This is a genomic window from Vibrio furnissii CIP 102972 (assembly GCF_000176175.1).
In the GTDB taxonomy this organism is placed as follows: Bacteria; Pseudomonadota; Gammaproteobacteria; order Enterobacterales; family Vibrionaceae; genus Vibrio; species Vibrio furnissii.
Window position 1 is genome coordinate 40,299 of record NZ_ACZP01000023.1, and the last position, 20,574, is coordinate 60,872.

The 20,574-nt window shown below is 48.6% G+C and carries 21 protein-coding genes and 3 pseudogenes; 17 read left to right on the top strand and 7 right to left on the bottom strand.

Annotated elements, in window-relative coordinates:
- The first annotated feature begins 85 nt into the window (after positions 1-85).
- The 4 genes and pseudogenes from VFA_RS22790 to VFA_RS23590 all read left to right on the top strand — a co-directional run bounded on the left by VFA_RS22790 (position 86) and on the right by VFA_RS23590 (position 3,003).
- Positions 86-721: a recombinase family protein gene (locus VFA_RS22790; protein ID WP_031847521.1), complete on the top strand. Its 636-nt coding sequence runs from the start codon at positions 86-88 to the stop codon at positions 719-721.
- A gap of 350 nt (positions 722-1,071) precedes the next feature.
- Entirely contained in the window at positions 1,072-1,236 is a 165-nt protein-coding gene (locus tag VFA_RS23850; protein WP_153811101.1) for a hypothetical protein, read from the top strand.
- 64 nt (positions 1,237-1,300) lie between these two features.
- Positions 1,301-1,759 (top strand): annotated as a pseudogene (locus tag VFA_RS22795) (IS5-like element ISVpa3 family transposase); the annotation flags it as partial.
- Between the two features lie 66 nt (positions 1,760-1,825).
- A protein-coding gene (locus VFA_RS23590; protein WP_086027329.1) for an IS3 family transposase occupies positions 1,826-3,003 on the top strand; the annotation gives its coding sequence in 2 pieces (ribosomal slippage) (positions 1,826-2,093 and positions 2,093-3,003; 1,179 coding nt in all).
- A gap of 233 nt (positions 3,004-3,236) precedes the next feature.
- Here the strand turns inward: VFA_RS23590 and VFA_RS22805 are convergent.
- A complete protein-coding gene (locus tag VFA_RS22805) occupies positions 3,237-6,221 on the bottom strand; it encodes a Tn3 family transposase (protein WP_004729615.1) in 2,985 nt (994 codons plus the stop codon).
- A 159-nt stretch (positions 6,222-6,380) separates the two neighbouring features.
- Here VFA_RS22805 and VFA_RS22810 point away from each other — a divergent pair, with 159 nt between their 5' ends.
- The 4 genes from VFA_RS22810 (at position 6,381) to VFA_RS22825 (ending at position 8,774) form a co-directional block, all read left to right on the top strand.
- Positions 6,381-6,965, top strand: coding sequence for a recombinase family protein (locus VFA_RS22810; protein ID WP_012695450.1), 585 nt, complete (start codon positions 6,381-6,383; stop codon positions 6,963-6,965).
- Between the two features lie 185 nt (positions 6,966-7,150).
- Complete coding sequence (locus VFA_RS22815) at positions 7,151-7,708, top strand: OsmC family protein (RefSeq protein ID WP_000108589.1); 558 nt, start codon at positions 7,151-7,153, stop codon at positions 7,706-7,708.
- Positions 7,709-7,849: 141 nt separating this feature from the next.
- Positions 7,850-8,431 carry a TetR/AcrR family transcriptional regulator gene (locus tag VFA_RS22820; protein ID WP_000210409.1) on the top strand — a complete coding sequence of 194 codons (582 nt, stop codon included), beginning with the start codon at positions 7,850-7,852 and terminating at the stop codon, positions 8,429-8,431.
- Between the two features lie 4 nt (positions 8,432-8,435).
- Positions 8,436-8,774, top strand: a complete 339-nt coding sequence (locus VFA_RS22825; protein ID WP_004729616.1) for a carboxymuconolactone decarboxylase family protein — start codon at positions 8,436-8,438, stop codon at positions 8,772-8,774.
- Positions 8,775-8,803: 29 nt separating this feature from the next.
- Here the strand turns inward: VFA_RS22825 and VFA_RS22830 are convergent, their stop codons facing one another.
- Entirely contained in the window at positions 8,804-9,133 is a 330-nt protein-coding gene (locus VFA_RS22830; protein WP_002431133.1) for a thioredoxin family protein, read from the bottom strand.
- Between the two features lie 213 nt (positions 9,134-9,346).
- On the opposite strand from VFA_RS22830, the gene VFA_RS22835 reads away from it, so the two are divergent.
- The 3 genes from VFA_RS22835 to VFA_RS22845 all read left to right on the top strand — a co-directional run bounded on the left by VFA_RS22835 (position 9,347) and on the right by VFA_RS22845 (position 12,059).
- Positions 9,347-10,453, top strand: coding sequence for an alkene reductase (locus tag VFA_RS22835; protein ID WP_038152869.1), 1,107 nt, complete (start codon positions 9,347-9,349; stop codon positions 10,451-10,453).
- Positions 10,454-10,518: 65 nt separating this feature from the next.
- On the top strand, positions 10,519-11,220 hold the full coding sequence (locus VFA_RS22840) for a DsbA family oxidoreductase (protein ID WP_001194072.1): 702 nt from the start codon (positions 10,519-10,521) through the stop codon (positions 11,218-11,220).
- A gap of 65 nt (positions 11,221-11,285) precedes the next feature.
- Positions 11,286-12,059, top strand: coding sequence for an SDR family NAD(P)-dependent oxidoreductase (locus tag VFA_RS22845; RefSeq protein WP_004729618.1), 774 nt, complete (start codon positions 11,286-11,288; stop codon positions 12,057-12,059).
- A gap of 185 nt (positions 12,060-12,244) precedes the next feature.
- Here the strand turns inward: VFA_RS22845 and VFA_RS22850 are convergent, their stop codons facing one another.
- The 3 genes from VFA_RS22850 to VFA_RS22855 all read right to left on the bottom strand — a co-directional run bounded on the left by VFA_RS22850 (position 12,245) and on the right by VFA_RS22855 (position 14,451).
- The gene (locus VFA_RS22850; RefSeq protein ID WP_198136111.1) at positions 12,245-13,045 is read right to left on the bottom strand and encodes an aminotransferase class I/II-fold pyridoxal phosphate-dependent enzyme; all 801 of its coding nucleotides are present in this window, start codon (positions 13,043-13,045) and stop codon (positions 12,245-12,247) included.
- Between the two features lie 85 nt (positions 13,046-13,130).
- Positions 13,131-13,466, bottom strand: a complete 336-nt coding sequence (locus VFA_RS23955) for a hypothetical protein (protein ID WP_198136110.1) — start codon at positions 13,464-13,466, stop codon at positions 13,131-13,133.
- Positions 13,467-13,605: 139 nt separating this feature from the next.
- On the bottom strand, positions 13,606-14,451 hold the full coding sequence (locus tag VFA_RS22855) for a DMT family transporter (protein WP_004729621.1): 846 nt from the start codon (positions 14,449-14,451) through the stop codon (positions 13,606-13,608).
- Between the two features lie 240 nt (positions 14,452-14,691).
- Between VFA_RS22855 and VFA_RS22860 the strand changes: the two genes are divergently transcribed.
- The 3 genes and pseudogenes from VFA_RS22860 to VFA_RS22865 all read left to right on the top strand — a co-directional run bounded on the left by VFA_RS22860 (position 14,692) and on the right by VFA_RS22865 (position 16,991).
- Positions 14,692-15,444, top strand: coding sequence for an alpha/beta hydrolase family protein (locus tag VFA_RS22860; protein WP_004729622.1), 753 nt, complete (start codon positions 14,692-14,694; stop codon positions 15,442-15,444).
- Positions 15,445-15,470: 26 nt separating this feature from the next.
- Positions 15,471-15,784, top strand: a pseudogene (locus VFA_RS23720) (Tn3 family transposase); the annotation flags it as partial.
- A 133-nt stretch (positions 15,785-15,917) separates the two neighbouring features.
- Positions 15,918-16,991 (top strand): HPP family protein, encoded by a 1,074-nt coding sequence (locus VFA_RS22865; RefSeq protein ID WP_004729623.1) that lies wholly within the window; start codon positions 15,918-15,920, stop codon positions 16,989-16,991.
- 69 nt (positions 16,992-17,060) lie between these two features.
- Here the strand turns inward: VFA_RS22865 and VFA_RS22870 are convergent, their stop codons facing one another.
- Positions 17,061-17,738, bottom strand: a complete 678-nt coding sequence (locus VFA_RS22870; RefSeq protein WP_038152753.1) for a LuxR C-terminal-related transcriptional regulator — start codon at positions 17,736-17,738, stop codon at positions 17,061-17,063.
- 587 nt (positions 17,739-18,325) lie between these two features.
- On the opposite strand from VFA_RS22870, the gene VFA_RS22880 reads away from it, so the two are divergent.
- Positions 18,326-18,907 (top strand): DUF2913 family protein, encoded by a 582-nt coding sequence (locus VFA_RS22880; RefSeq protein WP_038152757.1) that lies wholly within the window; start codon positions 18,326-18,328, stop codon positions 18,905-18,907.
- 27 nt (positions 18,908-18,934) lie between these two features.
- On the opposite strand, the gene VFA_RS22885 is transcribed toward VFA_RS22880, so the two are convergent.
- Positions 18,935-19,198 carry a hypothetical protein gene (locus tag VFA_RS22885; protein WP_038152759.1) on the bottom strand — a complete coding sequence of 88 codons (264 nt, stop codon included), beginning with the start codon at positions 19,196-19,198 and terminating at the stop codon, positions 18,935-18,937.
- A gap of 766 nt (positions 19,199-19,964) precedes the next feature.
- On the opposite strand from VFA_RS22885, the gene VFA_RS22895 reads away from it, so the two are divergent.
- Both VFA_RS22895 and VFA_RS22900 read left to right on the top strand, forming a co-directional pair.
- Complete coding sequence (locus tag VFA_RS22895) at positions 19,965-20,177, top strand: hypothetical protein (RefSeq protein ID WP_038152787.1); 213 nt, start codon at positions 19,965-19,967, stop codon at positions 20,175-20,177.
- Positions 20,178-20,199: 22 nt separating this feature from the next.
- A pseudogene (locus tag VFA_RS22900) lies at positions 20,200-20,574 on the top strand (EAL domain-containing protein); the annotation flags it as partial.

Consider the following 20,574-nt stretch of genomic DNA (forward strand, 5'->3'; position numbering starts at 1 on the left):
AAAAATTGACACGAAAAGTAGATTTGTCATAACCTATTTGTCACACTTGTTTAGATCATAATCTAAATGTCACTTTGAGGGGCTTATGTACATCTTTGGATACTTAAGAGCATCAACCTCTGATCAGAATGCAAAACGTGCTCAAGGTGCTTTACAGGAGTTTGCACAGCAAAAGGGCTTTCGAATAGCAGGTTGGTATATTGAGAATGAATCGGGAGCCTCATTACAAAGACCTGAATTACTCCGATTACTTGATGATGCTGCAATTGGTGATGCGATCATAATAGAGCAAATTGATCGTCTTTCTCGACTTGATGAAGAAAGTTGGTTCAAATTAAAAGAAATGCTGAACCAAAAGGAACTTAAGGTAATCAGTATCGATTTACCAACTAGCCATATCGCTTTTGCGCCACACATTCCCGACGAGTTCACTCGTTCGATGATCAGGGCTATTAATGGGATGATGATGGATATGCTCGCTGCAATTGCACGAAAAGATTACCAAGATCGACGGCGGCGGCAAGCTGAAGGGATCATGAAGGCTCGAGAAGAGGGAAAATATCGAGGAAGACAAGCAGATCTCCAGCTTCATGAAAAAATCTATCAGTTAAGAGTTATCAATGGGTTAAGTATCAGTGATACCGCTAAATTGACGAATGTGTCCACTAGAACGGTAATCCGGGTGGCTAAGAAGTTAGCAAGTGAGCGTTCATTGGGATAAGAAGCTTAACGTTTCTGTTCCTTATGGGCTTTAGTCCCCTAAACAAGAAATGCCCCAAAACGAGTTAACTCGTTGTCTGTGGCGCAGTCAAACGCAGACTTTTTCGCCTACAAATTTTCATCCATTTCACTCAAATGTTGTCCTTCTTTGAAATACCTAAAAGCTGGACGGGCATACAGTCATATTGAAATCATGGCGATTTTTATCTCAACTTCGTGCGCGTCTTTACATTCCAATACAAATAAATATGATTAAAATCATGTGATTATAAAGCCTATGGGTTAGATAATAGGTTTGGGAAACGCGCATGCGAACTATAAAATGTTATAAGCACAATGGTTTGGAGTAAAATGGATAAAATTTCTCTCGCGATTTCTAGCGCCTTTATTGGTGTTATTGCAACGCATGTTTACACGATCATGAAAGAGTGGCGGCGCAAGGTTAAAATTAAGCAGCAATTAAAATTGGAACTATCCGCTATTCAACTCCAACTTCAACAGGGCTTTGTTGCGTAATTCGAGGGAACTAAATCAGAAGGTTGCGATCTGATCGGCTAAGTAAGTTAATTATCCTAGTCTCATGCCGAAACCTCGCTACAAAACAACGAACTGGAAACAGTACAACAAAGCCTTAATCAACCGTGGTTCACTCACTTTCTGGATTGATGAAGAAGCCATTCGCCAGTGGAAGCAGAGCAAACAAGATAAACGAGGTAGGCCTCGCCAGTTCAGCGACTTAGCCATTACTACTGCGCTTATGGTGAAACGAGTTTTCTCAATGCCGTTGAGAGCATTGCAAGGGTTTATCGATTCTGTTTTTTCATTGGCTAACGTCCCTATAGTCTGCCCACATTACAGTTGTATCAGTCGAAGAGCTAAGCAAGTCGAGGTTTCATTTAAACCAAAGACTGGAGGTGCAATACAGCATCTAGCCATTGATGCAACAGGTCTCAAGGTTTATGGCGAAGGTGAATGGAAGGTCAAGAAGCATGGTACTGACGGGAAGCGTAGAGTCTGGAGAAAGTTGCATTTTGTAGTGGTACGGTGAATTTGGCCACCTGATTAGAGGTGTTAAGATACACCTCATAGCATGACAGGTGAAACTATGACCAAGCGTACCAGACGCACTTTCAGTGCGGAATTCAAACTCGAAGCAGCGCAACTTATTCTCGACCAAAACTACACCGTTGTTGAAGCCGCAAAAGCCATGGGTGTGGGTAAATCGACAATGGATAAGTGGGTAAGGCAGCTCAAGCAAGAAAGAATGGGAGTAGCACCTCAAGCCTCACCAATGACACCAGAGCGAATTGAGATACGAGAGCTGAAGAAGAAACTTGCACGCCTTGAAGAGCACAATGAAATATTAAAAAAGGCAACAGCTCTCTTGATGTCGGACTCACTGAACAACTCTCGATAATCGAGAAACTCAGGCAGAGCTTTAACGTAACAACCCTGTGTCATGTGTTCAGTGTCCACCGCAGCAGTTACAAATACTGGCGTTGTCGCCCTAAGCGTGTTTCTCCAGAGTTGGTGAAGCTAAAAAGTCTTATTAAAGAAGTTCATACGGCAAGCAACGGCTCTGCTGGTGCGAGAAGCATTGCCGACATGGTGACAGCTCAAGGTATAAAACTGACACGTTATCGAGCTTCTAAGATAATGAAATTATTAGGGCTGGTAAGCGGTCAAACACAGAATCATCGTTATCGAAAGGCATCACAAGAACACGTAGAGATCCCCAACCATCTATCTCGACAATTTGCTGTTACCTCTCCAAACCAAATCTGGGTAGGTGATGTGACGTATGTCTGGACGGGACAGCGCTGGATGTATCTTGCTGTTGTCATCGATCTGTTCGCGAGAAAGCCAATTGGTTGGGCGATGTCAGTATCGCCTGATAGCAAGTTGACAGGAAAGGCACTCTCTATGGCGTTTGAATCACGAGGTAAGCCCAAAGGCGTGATGTTCCACAGCGACCAAGGAAGTCATTACACCAGTCGTTCTTATCGGCAACTGCTGTGGCGTTATCAAATCAAGCAAAGCTTATCGAGGCGAGGTAATTGCTGGGACAACAGTCCGATGGAACGGTTCTTCAGAAGCTTAAAGACAGAATGGATACCCGTGTCGGGTTATCGGAGTTTTAGCGAAGCGAGAGAACATATAACTCGATACATCACGAGCTACTACAGCCAACTCAGGCCACATCAATATAATGGTGGTCTAACACCCAATGAGTCTGAACGACTGTATTGGGAAAACTCTAAAACCGTGGCCAATTTTAGTTGACCACTACATGTTGTAGCATAGTGAACATGCTCACTAGGTTAGAGCTATTTTCAATACGCCCTGTAATCCATTAAATACTAAATTTGATATGCATGTAATTCAGAGATCTCCAAAAGCAACCTGCTCGATACGTGGCAGCTTGCGTGCCTCCGGGTTAACTTCACTTCTATTTACACATCTCATAGAATGCCCAACTTATTGGGGTCCGCTTGGAAAACGGAAATTATCCCACGCTAAGACTGTTTTTTGTACAAAGCGGTATCGACTGTACGTAATGAGCGGTATTTTCCGGATCCCAGCTTAAGATTATTACGCCAGACGTAATCTCCACTCAGATTGATATGTTCCCAGCCCAGGGGAGAAAGATGAGAGACCAGTTGCTCATTTATCGGGATACCCTTTCGTTTTAGTGACTCAATAGCTCTTTCTATATATACCGTGTTCCACAACGTGATCGCCGCTGTCAGTAATGTCAGCCCGCTGGCGCGATAACTCTGATTCTCCAGCCCACGATCCCTTATTTCACCCAGACGGTGCAAAAAGACCGCTCGCGCAAGGGCATTACGGGCCTCACCCTTATTCAGCCCCGCCTGCACGCGTCGGCGCAGACCGGGATCACGGAACCAGTCCAGCATAAATAGTGTCCGTTCGATGCGGCCAATCTCTCTCAGCGCTTTGGCAAGTCCATTCTGTTTTGGGTAACTGGCTAACTTTTTCATCATCAGTGATGCGGTGACTGTCCCCTGCTTAATCGAGGTTGCCAGGCGCAATACCTCATCCCAGTGCGACTCAATGTCTTTGATATTCAGGCAGATTGTTGATATGACAGACTGAAGCCCCGGATAGCGCTCGGCCTTTCCATGAATAAACAGCCGCTTGTCATGAAGATCACGGATCCTTGGCGAAAAAGCGAATCCCAGCAGGTGCATCAGGGCGAAAACATGTTCAGTGAAGCCTGCGGTATCGGTGTAATGCTCGCTAATTTCCAGATCGCTTTCATGGTACAGCAGGCCATCAAGCACGTGGGTTGAGTCGCGCACCCGGCTGATCACTTTGGCGTAGAACGGGCTGTATTGGTCTGAGATATGCGTATAAATCTGCACGCCCGGCTCCTGACCATATTTAAGATTGACCTGACCGGCATAACGTCCGTGACTGCCTACCCGAAAGTTCTGCCCGTCTGACGACGATGTTGTCCCGTCGCCCCAGAATGCGGCCAGAGGCCGCTCTTTCTGTGCGTTGACCAGCTCGGCCAGTGCCGCTGAATAAGTTTCATCCCTGATGTACCATGCCTGAATACCTTCGAGTGACGATCTTGTGGCCCCAGGGCAGGATTCCGCCATTTTTGTCAGCCCAAGGTTGATGCCGTCAGCCAGAATGGTGGTCAGCAACAGTCTTCCGTCTTTTGGTCTGACGTTATTATTTTTGAGGTGCGCGAAGTGACGCGTAAATCCCGTCCAGCTATCAACTTCTTCCAGTATCTCCGTAATTTTCGGATGGGGAAGCATGCCATAGACCAAATCTGCAAAGGGCGAAACACCTGAAGGAACGCTGTTCTCCAGTGGAGTGATTTTTACGCCTTTATCTGAGATATCTACATCGGGCAAATCACCGGCAAGCGCCATCGCGTTAACTTCTTCCAGCCGAGATGCAAGAAGAGTCATACGGGCCTGAAGGTATGCCTGGCTATCGGTCTGAACGGCCAACTGTAACTGGTCATTATGTCGGGATTTCTCAAACTCAGCAATCGGGATGAGATAATCATCAAAATTTTTGTAGCGGCGCGATCCTTTTACCCAGATATCACCGGAACGTAATGCACCCTTGAGTTCATTCAGTACGCAAAACTCGTAGTACTTGCGGTCGATGCCTGAAGGCGTGAGCACCAGTTTTCGCCAGCTTTCAGGGATAAACCCTGTTGGCGCTGATGGCGGCACTTTACGAAGTTGTTTACGGTACATTTCCGTTATGGTGTCCAGCGCATCGCTGAGCGCCTGCGCCGCAGGTGTCGCCATGAACTGCAATGCTGACAGCATACGCGGGGCATATTTACGCAACGTACTGTATTTTTCGGTGATCAGATGAAGCGCGTCGAAATTGCCCTTACGGGAAAGAAACCGCGTTTCTTCCACGCTGTTGATGAATTCCTGCCAGGGAAGGACATCTTCTATTGCAGTCCAGGGATCTTCCCCGGATTCTCTGGCGTTAAGTAACGCCTGCCCGACGGTAACGTACTGCTTCAGCTTGCTCTGAATAAGCTTTCCCGTTTGCTGGAGCCGTTCGGCCTGCGTGCGTTTTGCCCTGCTGAACAGACTACCCAGGATACGCTCGTGCAGATCAATCACTTCGTCAGTCAGGGTGGCCCTGGCCTCTGTTATTATACAAACCAGCGTAGCGTAACGTCTGACATCGGTGAATTTTGCCAGGTCCCTGCTGCTCATTTTCCGGCCCTCACGCGCCAGTTTAAGCAACCTGTTCTGGTGAACGGAAAGTGCAATACCATCAGGCAACCCCAGCGCAGCGATGGAATTAAGCCGGTCGATATGTTGCAGCACATTTTTACCGTTTATTTTACCCGGAGGCTGTAGCAGCCATGCCAGACGGGAAGGTTGTTCACCCTCTGATATGAGCATGCTGTCGAGTGCTGATTTATGCTGCTTTTCCAGTTGCGCGGTAAGTGTCGAAAATACCGATCTGTTAGCGAGCGTGACGACTTCGGCAAGCGTCCGTTCGATCACTTCAACAGAAGGGAAAATAACATTATTGTTATGTAGCCAGCTGAGCATTTCTTCCGCCAGCATAAATCCTTTGTCAGTTCGCATGGCATAGGGGTGCAGATGACGGATACAGTCTTTTTGCATTGACCGGCTGAACGGGGATAGTTCCAGGTAGCGATAAAGTTCGGTCAGATGTTCCCAGCGGGTTTGCTCTCTGGATGCATATTCCGGCCATAAATCAGGCTGAAGTTTCAGTCGGGAAGCGACCCTGGATACAACGCCATTGTGAGGAGCACTGCTTTTGTCCGGAATAAATCCAGGTCCACGCAGATAACAGAGTAATACAGCAAAGCCCAGGCGATTCGCTGGCCTTCGGTGCTTATTAATGAGCGCAATATCCGGTTCGTTCAGAAAACACATTCGGGTCAGAATAATTTCATCATCTGGTATAACCAGTAAGCGTTCCTGCTCTTCGCTGCTCAGTATCTGTCGCCGTGGCATAAATGCCTCCCTCGCGTATAGTTTTCATCTGTTATTTGTTCGCTGTGACCGAAACCGGTCGGTTTCGTACACCACTTACAGCACATGTCCGAAACTTAGTGAAATTAATTTCGGACACACGTTATAATTCGGACATCCATTTCGTACGGAAAGTTTCCCATGTCACGTGTTTTTGCCTACTGCAGGGTCTCAACTCTGGAACAGACCACAGAAAACCAGCGTCGTGAAATTGAAGCGGCGGGTTTTGCCATCAGATCCCAACGACTTATTGAGGAGCATATCAGTGGCTCGGTTGCTGCCAGCGAACGCCCCGGATTTATCCGGTTGCTAGATCGCATGGAAAATGGGGATGTACTGATTGTCACCAAACTTGACCGTCTGGGTCGTAATGCGATGGATATCCGAAAAACAGTAGAGCAACTGGCGGCTTTAGATATTCGCGTTCATTGTCTCGCACTCGGAGGCGTTGATTTGACCAGTCCGGCCGGAAAAATGACTATGCAGGTAATTTCTGCTGTAGCGGAGTTTGAGCGGGATTTGCTGCTTGAGCGAACGTATTCAGGTATTGCGAGGGCAAAAGCGGCTGGAAAACGCTTCGGTCGCCCCCCCATCCTGAGCGAGGAACAAAAGCAAACAGTGACAGAGCGCCTAAATGCTGGCATCAGTATCAGTGCTATTGCCCGGGAATTTAATACCACCCGCCAGACTATCCTTCGGGTAAAGGCTGGATTGCTGCAAGAGTGAGCGGCTGGGAAGATTATAAAAAAAATCAAATGGTTATTATGAAATAAAACAGCCTGCTGGGTTCTTTTCCCCCTATTTTTTATAAAAGAGTAGACAAAAGAGGTTCGCGATATTAATCTACCAACTAGATGGTTGGTATTGATTACACCAGCTATACCTTTTATCAAGAAATTACAGGAGCCATTATGTCTACTACCGTTAAACCTTCTGCAGACGCAGCTGCGATCCACAATACCCGTGAAGCAGTTCGCAGCCAGCCTGGCCTGGGTAACCTGACTTTCCAGATGAAAGCCCGTTCCAGCGGCGGATTAACCGTTCGCACAGAGACCGGCGCTACAATCCAGAACGGCGTTATCGATACCAGCCGTGTGGGGAAATTTTCTAATATCGGTGATGAACCCGCAGGTTTACTCGGCACCGATACCGGCATGAGCCCGACTGAATACATCATGCAGGCGCTGGCTGGCTGTTATACCGCCACCCTTACCATGATGGCTGCTGAAAAAGGGATCGACCTGGACGGTATCGAGCTGGATCTTAATTTCGATATCAACCTCAACGGCTTCCTTGGGCTGGACAGCAACGTGCGTAAAGGTGCGAAATCTATTCGCGTCGATGTTCACCTTACGAGCAAGACCGCCAGTCGCGAGGAGTTAGAAGCGCTGGTCAGCGAAATGCAAAAGAATTCGCCAATCCACGATACTCTGGCTAATCCGGTTGAAATGATTACACGCCTGGCGTGATATCAGAGATGTAATGCTGCCATTCAGAATGCAGGATGGCATTGACGTTCAGCTCTGCACGATACTGAGTCAGTGATACAACTTGCTATGGAAAAATAGCAACAATATAATCTATCAACTAGTAGATTATATGGAGTAATTATGACAACCATGACACGGGAACGGCTGCTCAGCGAAGCAGAACACCTGATGCGCGAAAAAGGGTATTCAGCATTCAGCTATGCTGATTTATCAAAAATAGTGGGTATCACCAAGGCCAGTATTCATCACCATTTCCCGACCAAAGATATTCTGGGTGAGCAGGTGGTAATACAGGCGTTCTCTGATACACAACGCGTATTTGAGCAGATAGAGGCGACTGAGAAAAGCGCGGAGAGAAGAATTGCGGCTTACATCGATATCTTCGCGCAAAGCCATAAAGCTTCGCTACTGCCACTGTGTTGTGCGTTGTCAGCAGAGACCGCCAATCTGCCTCAGGCAATTACTGTACAGACATCACTTTATTTCGATATGCAAATCGAGTGGCTCACAAAAGTCGTCAGGGCGGGCATGGAGTCAGGTGAGTTTTCATCCCATGCCGAACCATCAGATATTGCTTTGATGATCATTAATGTCTGTGAAGGCTCAAGCGTAGTGGCGCATGCAACGGCCAGACCCGAAGTCTTCGCCAACAGCCTTAAGTATATAAAACTGCTTCTTAATACCCCTCATTCAGGAGAATGACACTATGCTAGACTGGAACAACTATCGCTCAGAGTTAATGCAACGTTTAGGCGAGTTGGGCAAACTGACCCCCGAGACCATGAAAGGCGTGGTTGCCCTGGGCAACGCAGGTAACAAAACTGACCTTTTGGGCGCAAAAGTGCGTGAACTCATTGCCCTGGCGTGCGCAGTCACAACCCGCTGCGACGGCTGTATTGCTTTTCACGCCGACGCAGCTGTGAAAGCCGGTGCAACCGACGCTGAAATTGCTGAAGCGCTGGGCGTGGCGATTAACCTCAACGCTGGCGCGGCGGTCATTTATTCAGCCCGCACTCTGGATGCCGTCGGTCAGGCACGCAGTTAAGCATTAATAAATTCCACGTTAAAAGGGCATTACTGCCCTTTTTTTATGTCCGCAATAGCCTGAGCATATACCGATGCAGGTTTCACACCCGGTATGCGTTTAACTAATTGCCCTTCATGAAATATCAGCACAGACGGCAGCCCCCAGATCTCGTATTTGGTTGTCAGCACCGGCGCCTGATCTACATTGACTTTCCCCACCTGAATATCTCTATCGAGCCGGTCTGCAAACTGACTGAACATTTCTTCGCTGGCCTGACAGGGCGGACACCAGGGTGCAGAGAAACGTACCACCGATATTCCTTTGTACTGCTCTATCTGGCGGAAATTATCTTCGTTATAAGCTGTTAATGTACGCATGGTGATGACCTCGCAAAATGAGTGACAATTCAGAAATGGCTGCGTTATGACAAAAAAATACGACACACCCATTGACCTACCTACTAGATGGTTGGTATATTGCCACCCATCAGATGTTTATGCAACTCCAGTGCGCGACGTCCAGTCGATGATACTGCCGGGCTGTGCAAATCCCTGCCGGGATACTCCTTTTTGTTTTTTGTGAGGTATACGATGAATAAGCTTTTCACCCCCTACAATCTGTCTGACCTGGCGTTAAAAAACCGTGTAGTCATGGCACCGATGACCCGCACCCGCACCATGAATGACGTGCCGGATGAGGTCGTGGCTTTGTACTATGCACAGCGTGCTTCTGCTGGCCTGCTCATCACCGAAGGGATGCCGGTTTCAGAAGAAGGCCGGGGTTACCTTTATACCCCTGGTATCTACAACGACGAACACGTCCAGGGCTGGCGTAAGGTGACACAAGCGGTTCACGCCAAAGGTGGCCGTATTTTCGCGCAGCTCTGGCACGTCGGCCGTATGTCTCACGTCTCTCTTCAGCCAGGCCACATAGCGCCGGTTTCAGCGGGCACCGTTCAGGCGGTCAATACCACCGTTTTTGCGCTGACCGAATCCGGAGAACCGGGCCCGGTTGTACCAAGCCAGCCACGCGCGCTGGAAACGCATGAAGTTAAACGCATCACTGCAGACTTCGTGCACTCCGCACGCCTGGCGATGGAAGCCGGCTTTGACGGCGTGGAAATCATGGCGGCAAACGGATTCATCTTTGACCAGTTCCTCAGTAGCGAACTGAACACCCGCACCGACGAATACGGCGGCTCGGTGGAAAATCGTCAGCGTTTCCTGCTGGAGACCATTGACGCCGTGGCGGAAGCCGTGGGTAACAGCCACGTTGCCGTGCGCCTGTCACCGTTCGGCCGCATTTATGACCTCGCGCCGTATGAAGGTGAAGAGCAAACCTGGTCAGCCATCACCGACGCGCTCGGTCAGCGGGAACTGGCCTACGTACACCTTTACTATCAGCCGGTGTACACCAAAGCGCCACTTCCGGAAGGCTTCCGCCGCCGTTTTCGCAACACGTTTAAAGGCACCATCATCGCTGCCGGCGGTTTTACCCGTGATATCGCAGAGCAGGCTCTGGAAGATGATGAGCTGGATCTGGTGGCATTTGGTGTGCCCTACATCGCTAACCCGGATCTGGTTGAAAGAATGCAAAACGGCTGGCCACTGGCAGAAAGTGACCGCGCCACCTACTACGGCGTCAGTGGTTCCCCGGAAAAAGGCTATACCGATTACCCGGTCTGGCAGGCGCAATAAATCCCATACGGTCGCGGTTCTCTGATAAGTGAGATCCGACCGCCCAACGTCTTTGAGGAATCATTATGCAAACGCTGAAACCCACCCTTACCATCGATATCTGGTCAGATTTGGTCTGCCCGTGGTGCTGGATTGCTAAAAAAAGATTTGAACAGGGTCTGAATCGCTTTGAATTTCGCGACCAGGTGGTGATCCGCCATCACAGCTACCGTCTGGCCGGTGGTACTCCCGCGATGCCTTTTAAGGATGCCATCGTTAAAAAGCTGGGCAGTCAGCATTCAGCGGAGCTGATGATGAATCAGGTGGGCACCGCCGGTAAATCTGAAGGTCTGATCTACAACTTCGACGGCATGATGTTTGGTGATACAGAAGATGCACACACCCTGCTGGTTGCCGCGCGTAAGGCCGGAATTGCGGACGCGGTGGAAGAACGTTTTTATCATGGCAGTATCACCGAAGGTCGCTCTCTCTTTGACCGTCAGCAGCTCGTTGCCATGGCCGTAGAAGCCGGTATGCCGAAAGCTGACGCTGAAGCCGCCCTGGAAAATGACGATTTTCGCGCCACCGTTTCCGACGATGAAGCCCACGCACAGTCTATTGGCCTCAGCGGCGTTCCGGTTTTTGTGATGAACGAAAAATATGCCATCAGCGGGGCTCAGGCAGCAGATAACTTTTTGAATGCCCTGCGTCAGGTCTGGGATGAACAGCAAACCGAATTTTCAGCCACTGCGGGTCAGACCTGCGGAACGGATGGCTGCAGTATTTAATCCGTCAACCGCCGGCAGTTTCACGCTGCCGGCAACGTCTTACCCACCAGTAATGGAGTCATAAAATGAACACTTTTTTCAAAGGTAAAAAACTGCTCGTCGTCGGCGGTACCAGCGGCATGGGCCTGGCCGTGGCACGCATGGTACTGGAAGCGGGCGGCAGTGTCGTGCTGACCGGGAATAAAAAAGACAAAGCCGAAGCGGTGCAAAAAGAACTGAGCCCTCTGGGACCGGTTGCGGTCATCGCGGCGAACCTGATGACCGAAGAAGGTATGGAAACTATCCGTCAGGAAATTAATGCTCACCATCGCGATATCAGCCTGATGGTGAATGCCGCCGGTATCTTCATGCCCAAAGGATTTACCGAGCACAGCTTTGCCGATTATGACATGTATCTTTCGCTGAACCGAGCCACGTTCTTTATTACACAGGATGTCGTGAAGAACATGCTCGCCGCGAAGCTCGAAGGGTCTATCGTCAACGTCGGTTCGATTGGTGCTCAGGCTGCACTGGGTGACTCGCCGGCCTCGGCCTATTCAATGGCAAAAGCGGGTCTGCATGCCCTGACGCGTAATCTGGCGATTGAGCTGGCCAGCGCGGGTATTCGTGTCAACGCGGTGTCTCCCGGGATTGTTCATACGCCGATATACGAAGGCTTCATGGACAAAGCGGATATCGCAGATGCTATGAAGTCGCTGAACGATTTCCACCCGCTGGGACGCGTCGGAACTGCCGAAGATGTGGCAAACACTATTCTCTTCCTGTTGTCTGACAAAACCTCATGGGTGACGGGCGCTATCTGGGATGTCGATGCGGGCATCATGGCGGTCAGACGATAACCCCGTGACGCTGGCATAAGCCGCCCCTTAAGGGCGGCATTTTTTTGTCGCCAGACATGTCATCAGCAGGCTTCACTAAGAATATTCACGACCTGTTCATCCGTGCCTTTTGTGTTCCCGGCACAGGGTGTTATGCCGGGTTCTGACGACATCCTGACAGGACAAAACGGCCAGAGAGAAAGGGGTTATACACGATGAGGAGCCGGTATCCGCAGTACCTGTGAAATTCTTTTCATCCCTGCTGTCAGCATACTCCGTGGGCAGGCCAGATTTAACCGGATATATCCGTCTCCATTGTCGACAAACAGCAAGCCCCCTTCAAGAAGGACCCCTGACTCCCGGGCAAAATACAGCGATAAATCCTCACCTGCGGTGTCGGGCAGGTAGCGGCTAATATCTATCCAGGCCAGATATGTCCCTTCGGGGATCGAGAACCTGGTTTCGGGTAAATAGCTTTTGAGATAGTCGTGCAGGTACTGGAAATTGCCGTCAATATATTCCCTCAGATGGACAAGCCAGTCATCACATTCACTCCACGCCGCTTTGTTTGCTGCCAGGCTCAGTGGAGAGATGAACTCGTCGTGTCTGAGACGCCACTCGCTTCTGACACCGGGATCCGGAATAATGATATTTGCCAACAAATTCCCGGCCAGATTGAATGTTTTACTCGAGGACATGCAGGTAATAATGCGTGTAGAATCAGGGAAAAGAGAGGCGGCCGGTGTATGACCGATACCGCTTCGGGACAGGTCGCAGTGAATTTCGTCAGATATCACCCAGATGTCATTGGCCAGGCAAATTTCAATAATCCGCTTAAGTTCATCAGGCCGCCAGACTCGTCCGGTCGGGTTATGCGGATTACACAGGAAAAGAATTTTCACACGTAAATCGGCCTGACTGGCTTTGCGTGCAAAGTCTTCCCAGTCAGGTTCCCAGCCGCCTGCTGATTTTTTAACGCCGAGTACACCACGCGACGCTGACTGTATTCACCCGCCTTTTTAAACGGGCCATATGAAGGCGTCATAATAAGAATACTGTCATCCATGTCGGTCAGAAGCGGGACGAGACGGTTCAGCGCGGGAATAATGCCCGGAGACAGCACAATGTCTTCCGTTTTGAAACGGTGACCATATTGTCGCTCACACCAGCTGCCAAAGATCTCATAGTATTCTTCGTCGTAGATTTTAGTGTAGCCGAGTATTTTCTATCCAGACGGTCTCTGATGGCCTGAAGAATCGGCTCTGGTGTGGCAAAAGCCATGTCAGCAACCCAGAGGTTGATTAGCCCTTCTGCCGGATACCGCATTGCAAATTCGGACTGTCCCGAAAACAGGTATTCCCGCCAGCCGTCCACGGTGAGACTGTCTGTTTTCTCTCTGCTTACGTACTCATCAAAATCATATTTCATTTCATAAACCTGCCTTAGGTGTAGTCAGAAACGTCGACCTCAGTATTACTGTCAGTCTGATGCCGGAGCGGGAAAACTGGCTCGTGTGATTAACATAAGAGAATCATCACAACTGCATGAATTAATTGCGTTATTAAGGTTATCTCGCCTTTGTCATCGACTGACGGGGGGATTTCTCGCGTGTCACCATCACAATGCCAGTCAGCACCGCCAGGGCAGAAAATATCGTTCTGACCGTCAGTGATTCATCCAGGAATACCACACCCCCTAGCATTGCCAGACAGGGAACGCTGAGCTGAAGGGTACTGGCGGTGATAGAGCCGAGAGAGGGTAAAAGGGTATACCACAATACATATGCACCGGACAGCAATGACAAAGCAATGCCCGCAGCATCATAGTGACCCTGCTTCATAAACAGCAACGAAAGAGCGAGAGCCATCGGCGTGGCGAGTACAAAATTTGCCGCCGTTGAAGCCCCGGCCGCCTGGCCCGCCCTCCCCCTGACGGAATAGGCGGCCCAGGCTAATCCGGCAACGATCATCATAAGTGCACTGTAAAGCGGCGGTGCCTTCGCCCCGGGTAACAGCAGGGCAGCAATTCCTGCCAGAGCAATAACTAAACCGCAAGCCCGCATAACGGAGAGTGATTCCCCTTTAAATAATCCGTGGATCACCATCGCAAACTGTACGGCACCAAAAAGTAACAGCGCACCTGCCCCGGTATCGAGATGGATATAGGCGACAGAGAAGAGCACTGCGTACACCATGAGGTAAAATCCGCTCAGCGGACGCCACAGCGATAATGTAGTTTTTGCGTGATAAAACAAGAAAGGTGACAGGACGAGTGCACCACTGGCCAGCCTGAGGCTGCTGAATGAAAGGGTATCAATGTGGCCTCCCTGCAGGGCCAGACGGCACAGAATAGAGTTTGCAGCAAACGCCAGCATTGCCAGGGATATTTTAAGAATGAGCGCGCAATTGGCCATTCAGTGAGACCTCATAAAACTCTTGTAAACTACCATCTAGTTGGTAGCATAGCATAAGTGATCACCGAACAGGAAGCAATAATCAGCTTTCAAACTGGAAGGTGAGGACAGGCATTCGGAATGAATTCTGTTTCACATCCCCAGTAGAGGAAGGAAAACGCGTAATGCCAGATGCAGAGCAGAAGATTATTTTTCCCTGCGATCAAACATATGAAATCAGTTTAAGACCTGGAATATCCTATGAAAAAACTAAAATTTACGTTCAAAAATGCGGCTGGTGAAGAACTGGCCGGATTGCTTGAACTTCCTGAAAATCCTAAAGCGTTTGCGCTGTTAGCTCATTGTTTTACGTGTGGCAAAGACCTCAAAGGCGCGGCGCGTATTGCGCGGAAACTGACAGAGAATGCTATCGCCGTTCTCCGGTTTGATTTTACTGGTCTGGGAAACAGCGAAGGGGATTTTTCCAACACCAACTTCTCATCCAATATTTCGGACCTGCTTTGCGCGGTAGATTATCTCCGCCGACAGTACGAAGCGCCTTCTTTGCTCATCGGCCATAGCCTGGGGGGATCGGCCATTCTGTCTATTGCCGGCGAAGTTCCTGAGGCAAAGGCCGTTGTCACCATAGGATCACCCGGAGAACTGACACACGTAAAACGTCTTTTTAAGGATGATGTTGAAAACATTAACCAGCATGGAGCCTATCCCGTTGAGCTGGCCGGGCGGGTATTTACCTTAAAGAAACAGATGCTGGACAATATTCAGGAACACAAAATCGCTCATAAGGTGTTCGCCATGAACAAGCCTCTGCTTATTTTTCATGCGACTGAAGATGATACTGTGTTAATTGAGCAGGCCGAAAAAATATTCAAAGCAGCAAAGCATCCCAAGAGTTTCATTTCGTTGGGTAAGGCGGATCACCTTCTGACTCATGCTCAGGATGCTGAATACGTTGCCGATATCATTATATCGTGGAGCGAATGTTACCTATAAACAGAGTAAATGCGTTCAAACTCGTAGCGCAGAGGGCGATTTTCTGCAGAGATCGGACGCTGTTTATGCTGGACTGATTTTGCGATAAAGGCTTAGGCCGATGCATACAGGCGGGGCTGAATAAGGGTGAGGCCCTTGGGCGAGCATCCTTCATGCACCGGCTGAATGAAATCAGGGATCTGGGGGTGGGAGGATCAGCGTTACCACGCCACCGGCGCTGACACTACATACGGCGGCGATAACACTCTGGAATACGGTTTATATAGAAAGAACCATTGAGCCGCTTAAGCAAAAAGGAGTCCCTGTTAATGAACTGCTGGTCTCTCATCCTTCTCCACTGCTGTACAAAATATAGTCTTAGCGTGGGATAATTTCCGTTTTCTAAGCGGACCCCTTATTGCTCAACAAATCTGTAAACTTTCTTAAATCACAATTATATGATGCGCTAAGTTTACTAAGATAATCAGTATTTTATGATCATAAAAAACGAAATCAGACAAGTTCTATCATTGATTCTGCCAGTTTTATTAACGGCATCTATCGTTTCATACCTTGCGACCCTAATGCACCACCTGCCCACAACGCCATTGATGATCGCTTCGATAGGCGCTTCCATTACAATTGTATTCGTTGTGCCAAGTAGTCCTATGGGGAGAACTTGGCCTGTTTTGGCAGGCCATCTGCTGCCGGCATTAGTTGGTGTATGTCTTACATCTTTGATAGACGATGCGACAATACTTTGCTTAACGACGATAACGCTGAGCATTATTACGATGGTTATTTTTAAGTGCGTTCATCCGCCTGGTGTGGCCACAGCACTGGTGCCAGCAATAAGCCAAAGTACGCAGCCAGCAATGGGACTCTCATTTCTTCTAGATCCGGTATTATTCAATATTATCCCGCTTATCATTTGTGGCTATTTTTACCGTTGGTACCTCAACCACAGGGCATCTAAAAAAGAGTCATCAGGCTCAACATCAACACTCGCTCACAATAAAAGCTCTATCTTTTTTAGTGAGTTACATGAAACCATTGCAGCGAGAAATGAGTGGCTCGATATCGATGAGAGAACGCTAGACGATATTTTCAAACAGACTCATTTACTTGCGCTGGAACATCGGCATCAAAAATTGACTTGTGAGCATGTAATGACGAGCCGGTTGATAACATTGAAGCCGAATGACACTATCCATAAAGCATTGGAACTACTTCAGCAGAATCAATTTACGGCTTTACCTGTGGTTGATGATGAGCATGAGCTTGTGGGGATATTTTCCTTGGTTGACTTTCTAAGAAGTGTTGAGAATAGAAAGTTTGACTCATTTATCGCGCTTTACCTGCACGCAAAGAAAAAAGCCAAGAAAGAGGTAAGCCAATTTATGAATGCAGCGCCAGTGTTTATGCGCACGGATACCCATATCGCGCGAATGATTCCTCTTCTAACATCAGGGTATCACCATATACCTATTGTCGATAATAGAAACCGACTTAAAGGCATGGTGACTCAATCAGACCTCATTGAATTCCTTTACAATATCAAGGCCTAACGATGCGTTTTTATAGTGTACAAGCCACTTAAAACCTATTCTTGACGCTGTGAAAGGGCGTTCGATGTTTCAAGTTATCCTGTCATCGAAGGGGACATCCAGCCCTAAACTCTCTTTTGCCCAAATGACGGCCTGAACCCTATTCTTTGCGTTGATTTTTTTGAATAGATTATGCAGATGGGATTTTACGGTATTCAGACTTACGCCAAAATGCTCAGCGATTTCAGGGTTCGTTTGTCCTTTCACTAATAATTTAACGACCTCATGCTCACGTTTGGTCAGCACGGCGCCTAGCATTCGGCTGGAGAGCACAGGGATATTGCTGCGAAAATGTAGGATATAGTCCTGAGAGAGTTGCCTGGACAGCCACATTTCACCTTGCATGATTTTATGGGTGCCTTGCAAAATCTTGTCAATATAGTCATCGGCATAAAACACCCCATACAAATTGGGCCACTTGAATAAGTACGCCACGCTGATGTCTCTCGGGCAGTTAATCAGTATTTCTTTGGCGTGTAAGCCTATCTGATATTTGATGTTGTAGTAGTTGTTCTCGAACTCATCCGTAATGTGGGCAAAATCAATAAAAATGTATTTTGCGCAGGTACTTTTCTCGATGCTCAACTGGCTGAAACGTTGTAATTCAACCGACAGAGGAAGGCTTCGCCCCAGAGTTTCTTTGAGCATGGTCGACGTAAGGCTTTCTTCTGAAAAAAGCAGGGCGTTCTGGATGCCTGGATAGTTCATGGGTACCTTTCGATATAGGCAATAAGTTGTCTATTACTCTACCGCGATGATTTTGTGTCTCAAGAGGGATGTGGCGAATTGTGATAACCGTCAACGTAGCAATAAAACACTCACCCATGGAAAGAGGGGGCGTCCGTGTTGTCATCGCCTGGTTATGGCATTCACAGCTTTAATCGCACGTTAAGCTCTCCTGACACTCCCTTTGAATTAGGACAGTACTGCGTTAACGATATCTCCATGGCTTTAAGAAGAGCAATGTAGATGTCTTCCGCTTGCTCGTAACTGATAGCGTTGCTGTCGATGGAGAGTATGGTTTCACCCCTCAGAGAGAAATGGTACTGAAGACCATCGAGGCTGAAGGTCGGGGCCAACTGATTATTTGTTTTCATCGCGAATCTTCACATAGTTGCTGTATACCTTAACTTTAGTATTAGAAATGACAATACGCCACATTATGCTTATCAGCTTCAGACCAAAGAGTGAGAGCAGCCGTCACGTCACGCGGTCTGAAAGCCAGCGGCATGGTGCATTGTTATTGCGAGTAAAAGGGGGTTAAATGAGGGCTTCTTTGGCTCTTACGAACACGTATGAAACACGATAGCGATTACTACTCACAACTGGCAGCGTTAGTGTGCCATGCATTGCTTCATCTTTTTATGGAAGTCTCCGCGACACCTCGGTTTGTGCCTGTCTCAAAGCGAAACGACATATTGGTTCGCCATCTCAAGCACAAGTTGAACGCGCGCCACGGTCATCAGTTCAAAAAGGACATCAAAGCCATGATTCAGTTAGGGCGCAGCCTTAACGGCAATTTAGAAGCCAAGCTTTTAAGCCTACATGACAGCATGACCATGGCGAATACGACCGATATGGCTAAGTTGCATGCTTTATTGCTGTATCTGAATGAGAGGCTGGGAGTAGAGTCCGAAGTCTTTCTTGAAGGACAAGAACCGAGTCCGGACATCCTCTATATGCTGGAAGAGCAAATCCAACACGGCTTCAACGACCACAAGCAGCAAGTGGCACCGCTGTCGATGTTGCTTCAATCGGACCAAGCGCACCGACTTGAGTCTGTGGTGAATGAGCATGGTGGCTTTATTGCGGAAACCAAGGAATGGAACGCGGACACTCAGCAGCTCCACCTGCTGCTGCATCCTTTGAGAGGTTGATGCTAAAGGCGCAAAAACGTATTCAGGCTAAATCGCATAGTCTGGTGAAATGTCTTCAATTTTCATCAAATGAACATCGACTTCGGAGAGCCGAGCAAAGGTGGGCTCATCTGAGGGTTGTTCGACAATATGGACGATATTGGCCACCCGATAACACCCAGCGCTGGGTGCCTTGAAGAACACCGTTTCATCCAGTTTCGGCAATAGCGGAGTGGTATTGTCGACAGACGTAATTCGATTTCGGATAGATAGCGTGCCATCGGGCGCGACTTCATAAAAGTTAACAATCATGCGCTTCTCTGGGGTTGTTCAGTGAATGTCCTGTACTAAAACAAAGTGGCAGAATAATCAATGCCATGATTGTAAAACTGACAAGTAGGTCCTCTCGAACTACCCTTAAGTGGTTATGCTGCCTCTATTGTCCACCTCAGTATTACGGCCAACGTTGCGGCGGATTTTTAACGAGTGCCCATGCAATGTGAGAGATGTGAGATGAAAGAAAGAGTCTACCATGAGGCGCTGCTGGTTATTCAGGCGCTGGTTGCGCCTGACACTCGGTATCCCGCGGCTTTTTGCACGAGAGACTTTATCCAGCAATGCCAGCTTTGTGGGATGTCCGGGAGCGTTAGCCTGTCCGACGCGAATAGGTTGTTGCGCGAACTGGCTCAAAGGAACGATGCGGTGTGGCAAGGCTGCCAATTTGACCCTGACTGCAACTTAAGTTGGAACTATCGCCGCTGAACCAATTGACGAATCCATGTTCCGCGCGGTTTGTTTCACCAGAGTCATTAGGACATGAGTCACATTTCCGCATCTCCGTTCATCGTGTCATGCACGTTTGCCTATACTGAGGGAATAGAGGCCCTACCCAACCTCTATAATGTAAGTATCACGATTGATAAACCCTCAAAGCAGCCGCCGTTTGGCGGCTCTTTTTTCAATGACTAAGCGCACAGTTCTCTCGCCATTCTTCCAAAATTGATTTACGAACAGAACGTCGTTCGTTTACAGTTAAGCATAACCACATCACGACCGACATGGATGTAAGAGGTGAACCATGATGCACAGCCATGCTGACAGTTGGGACCGATACCATGCTGCCTGCGAACGCCTGGCACTGCTCGAAGCCAGCTATAACCATACGCAGCACCGTTATCTTCAAGGTCAGGTTTCTCAGGAAGTGTACGAACTGGCGTGGAGTCTGAAACTCTCGGCAGAGCGACAAGTCCAAATTTTACGTCACCAGCTCGCGATGGAAGTTTGCGGCTGAGAGCAGAACGAAGGAGTCACTGATGGCCCCCGTATCAACGTCAACTCAATCCGAATCGTCACGCACCATGGACCAGGCTGCTTTTATCTCGGCGGCGGAGTCCAAAATGCACACCGCACGGTATCAGAACATCTCGCTGGTGCTTGCCATTAAGCCCGCCAGTCTGGATCCCAGAGCGTTTGACGTTTTCCACAAAGTCATGCAAACCGTGAAAAGTGCTCAGGTGGTCGGGAATCTGAATCAGAATTTCCTGTTGGTCTACGTGTGCGAACCGATATGCATTAGCCAAAACCAGGCCCGCGCGATTCATTTCAGCATTCGTCATTTCTTTTCTGAAGTGAAGCAGGCCGATGAGCGCATGTATCGGTTTTTAATTTCCGGGAAAGTTGGTGTGTCG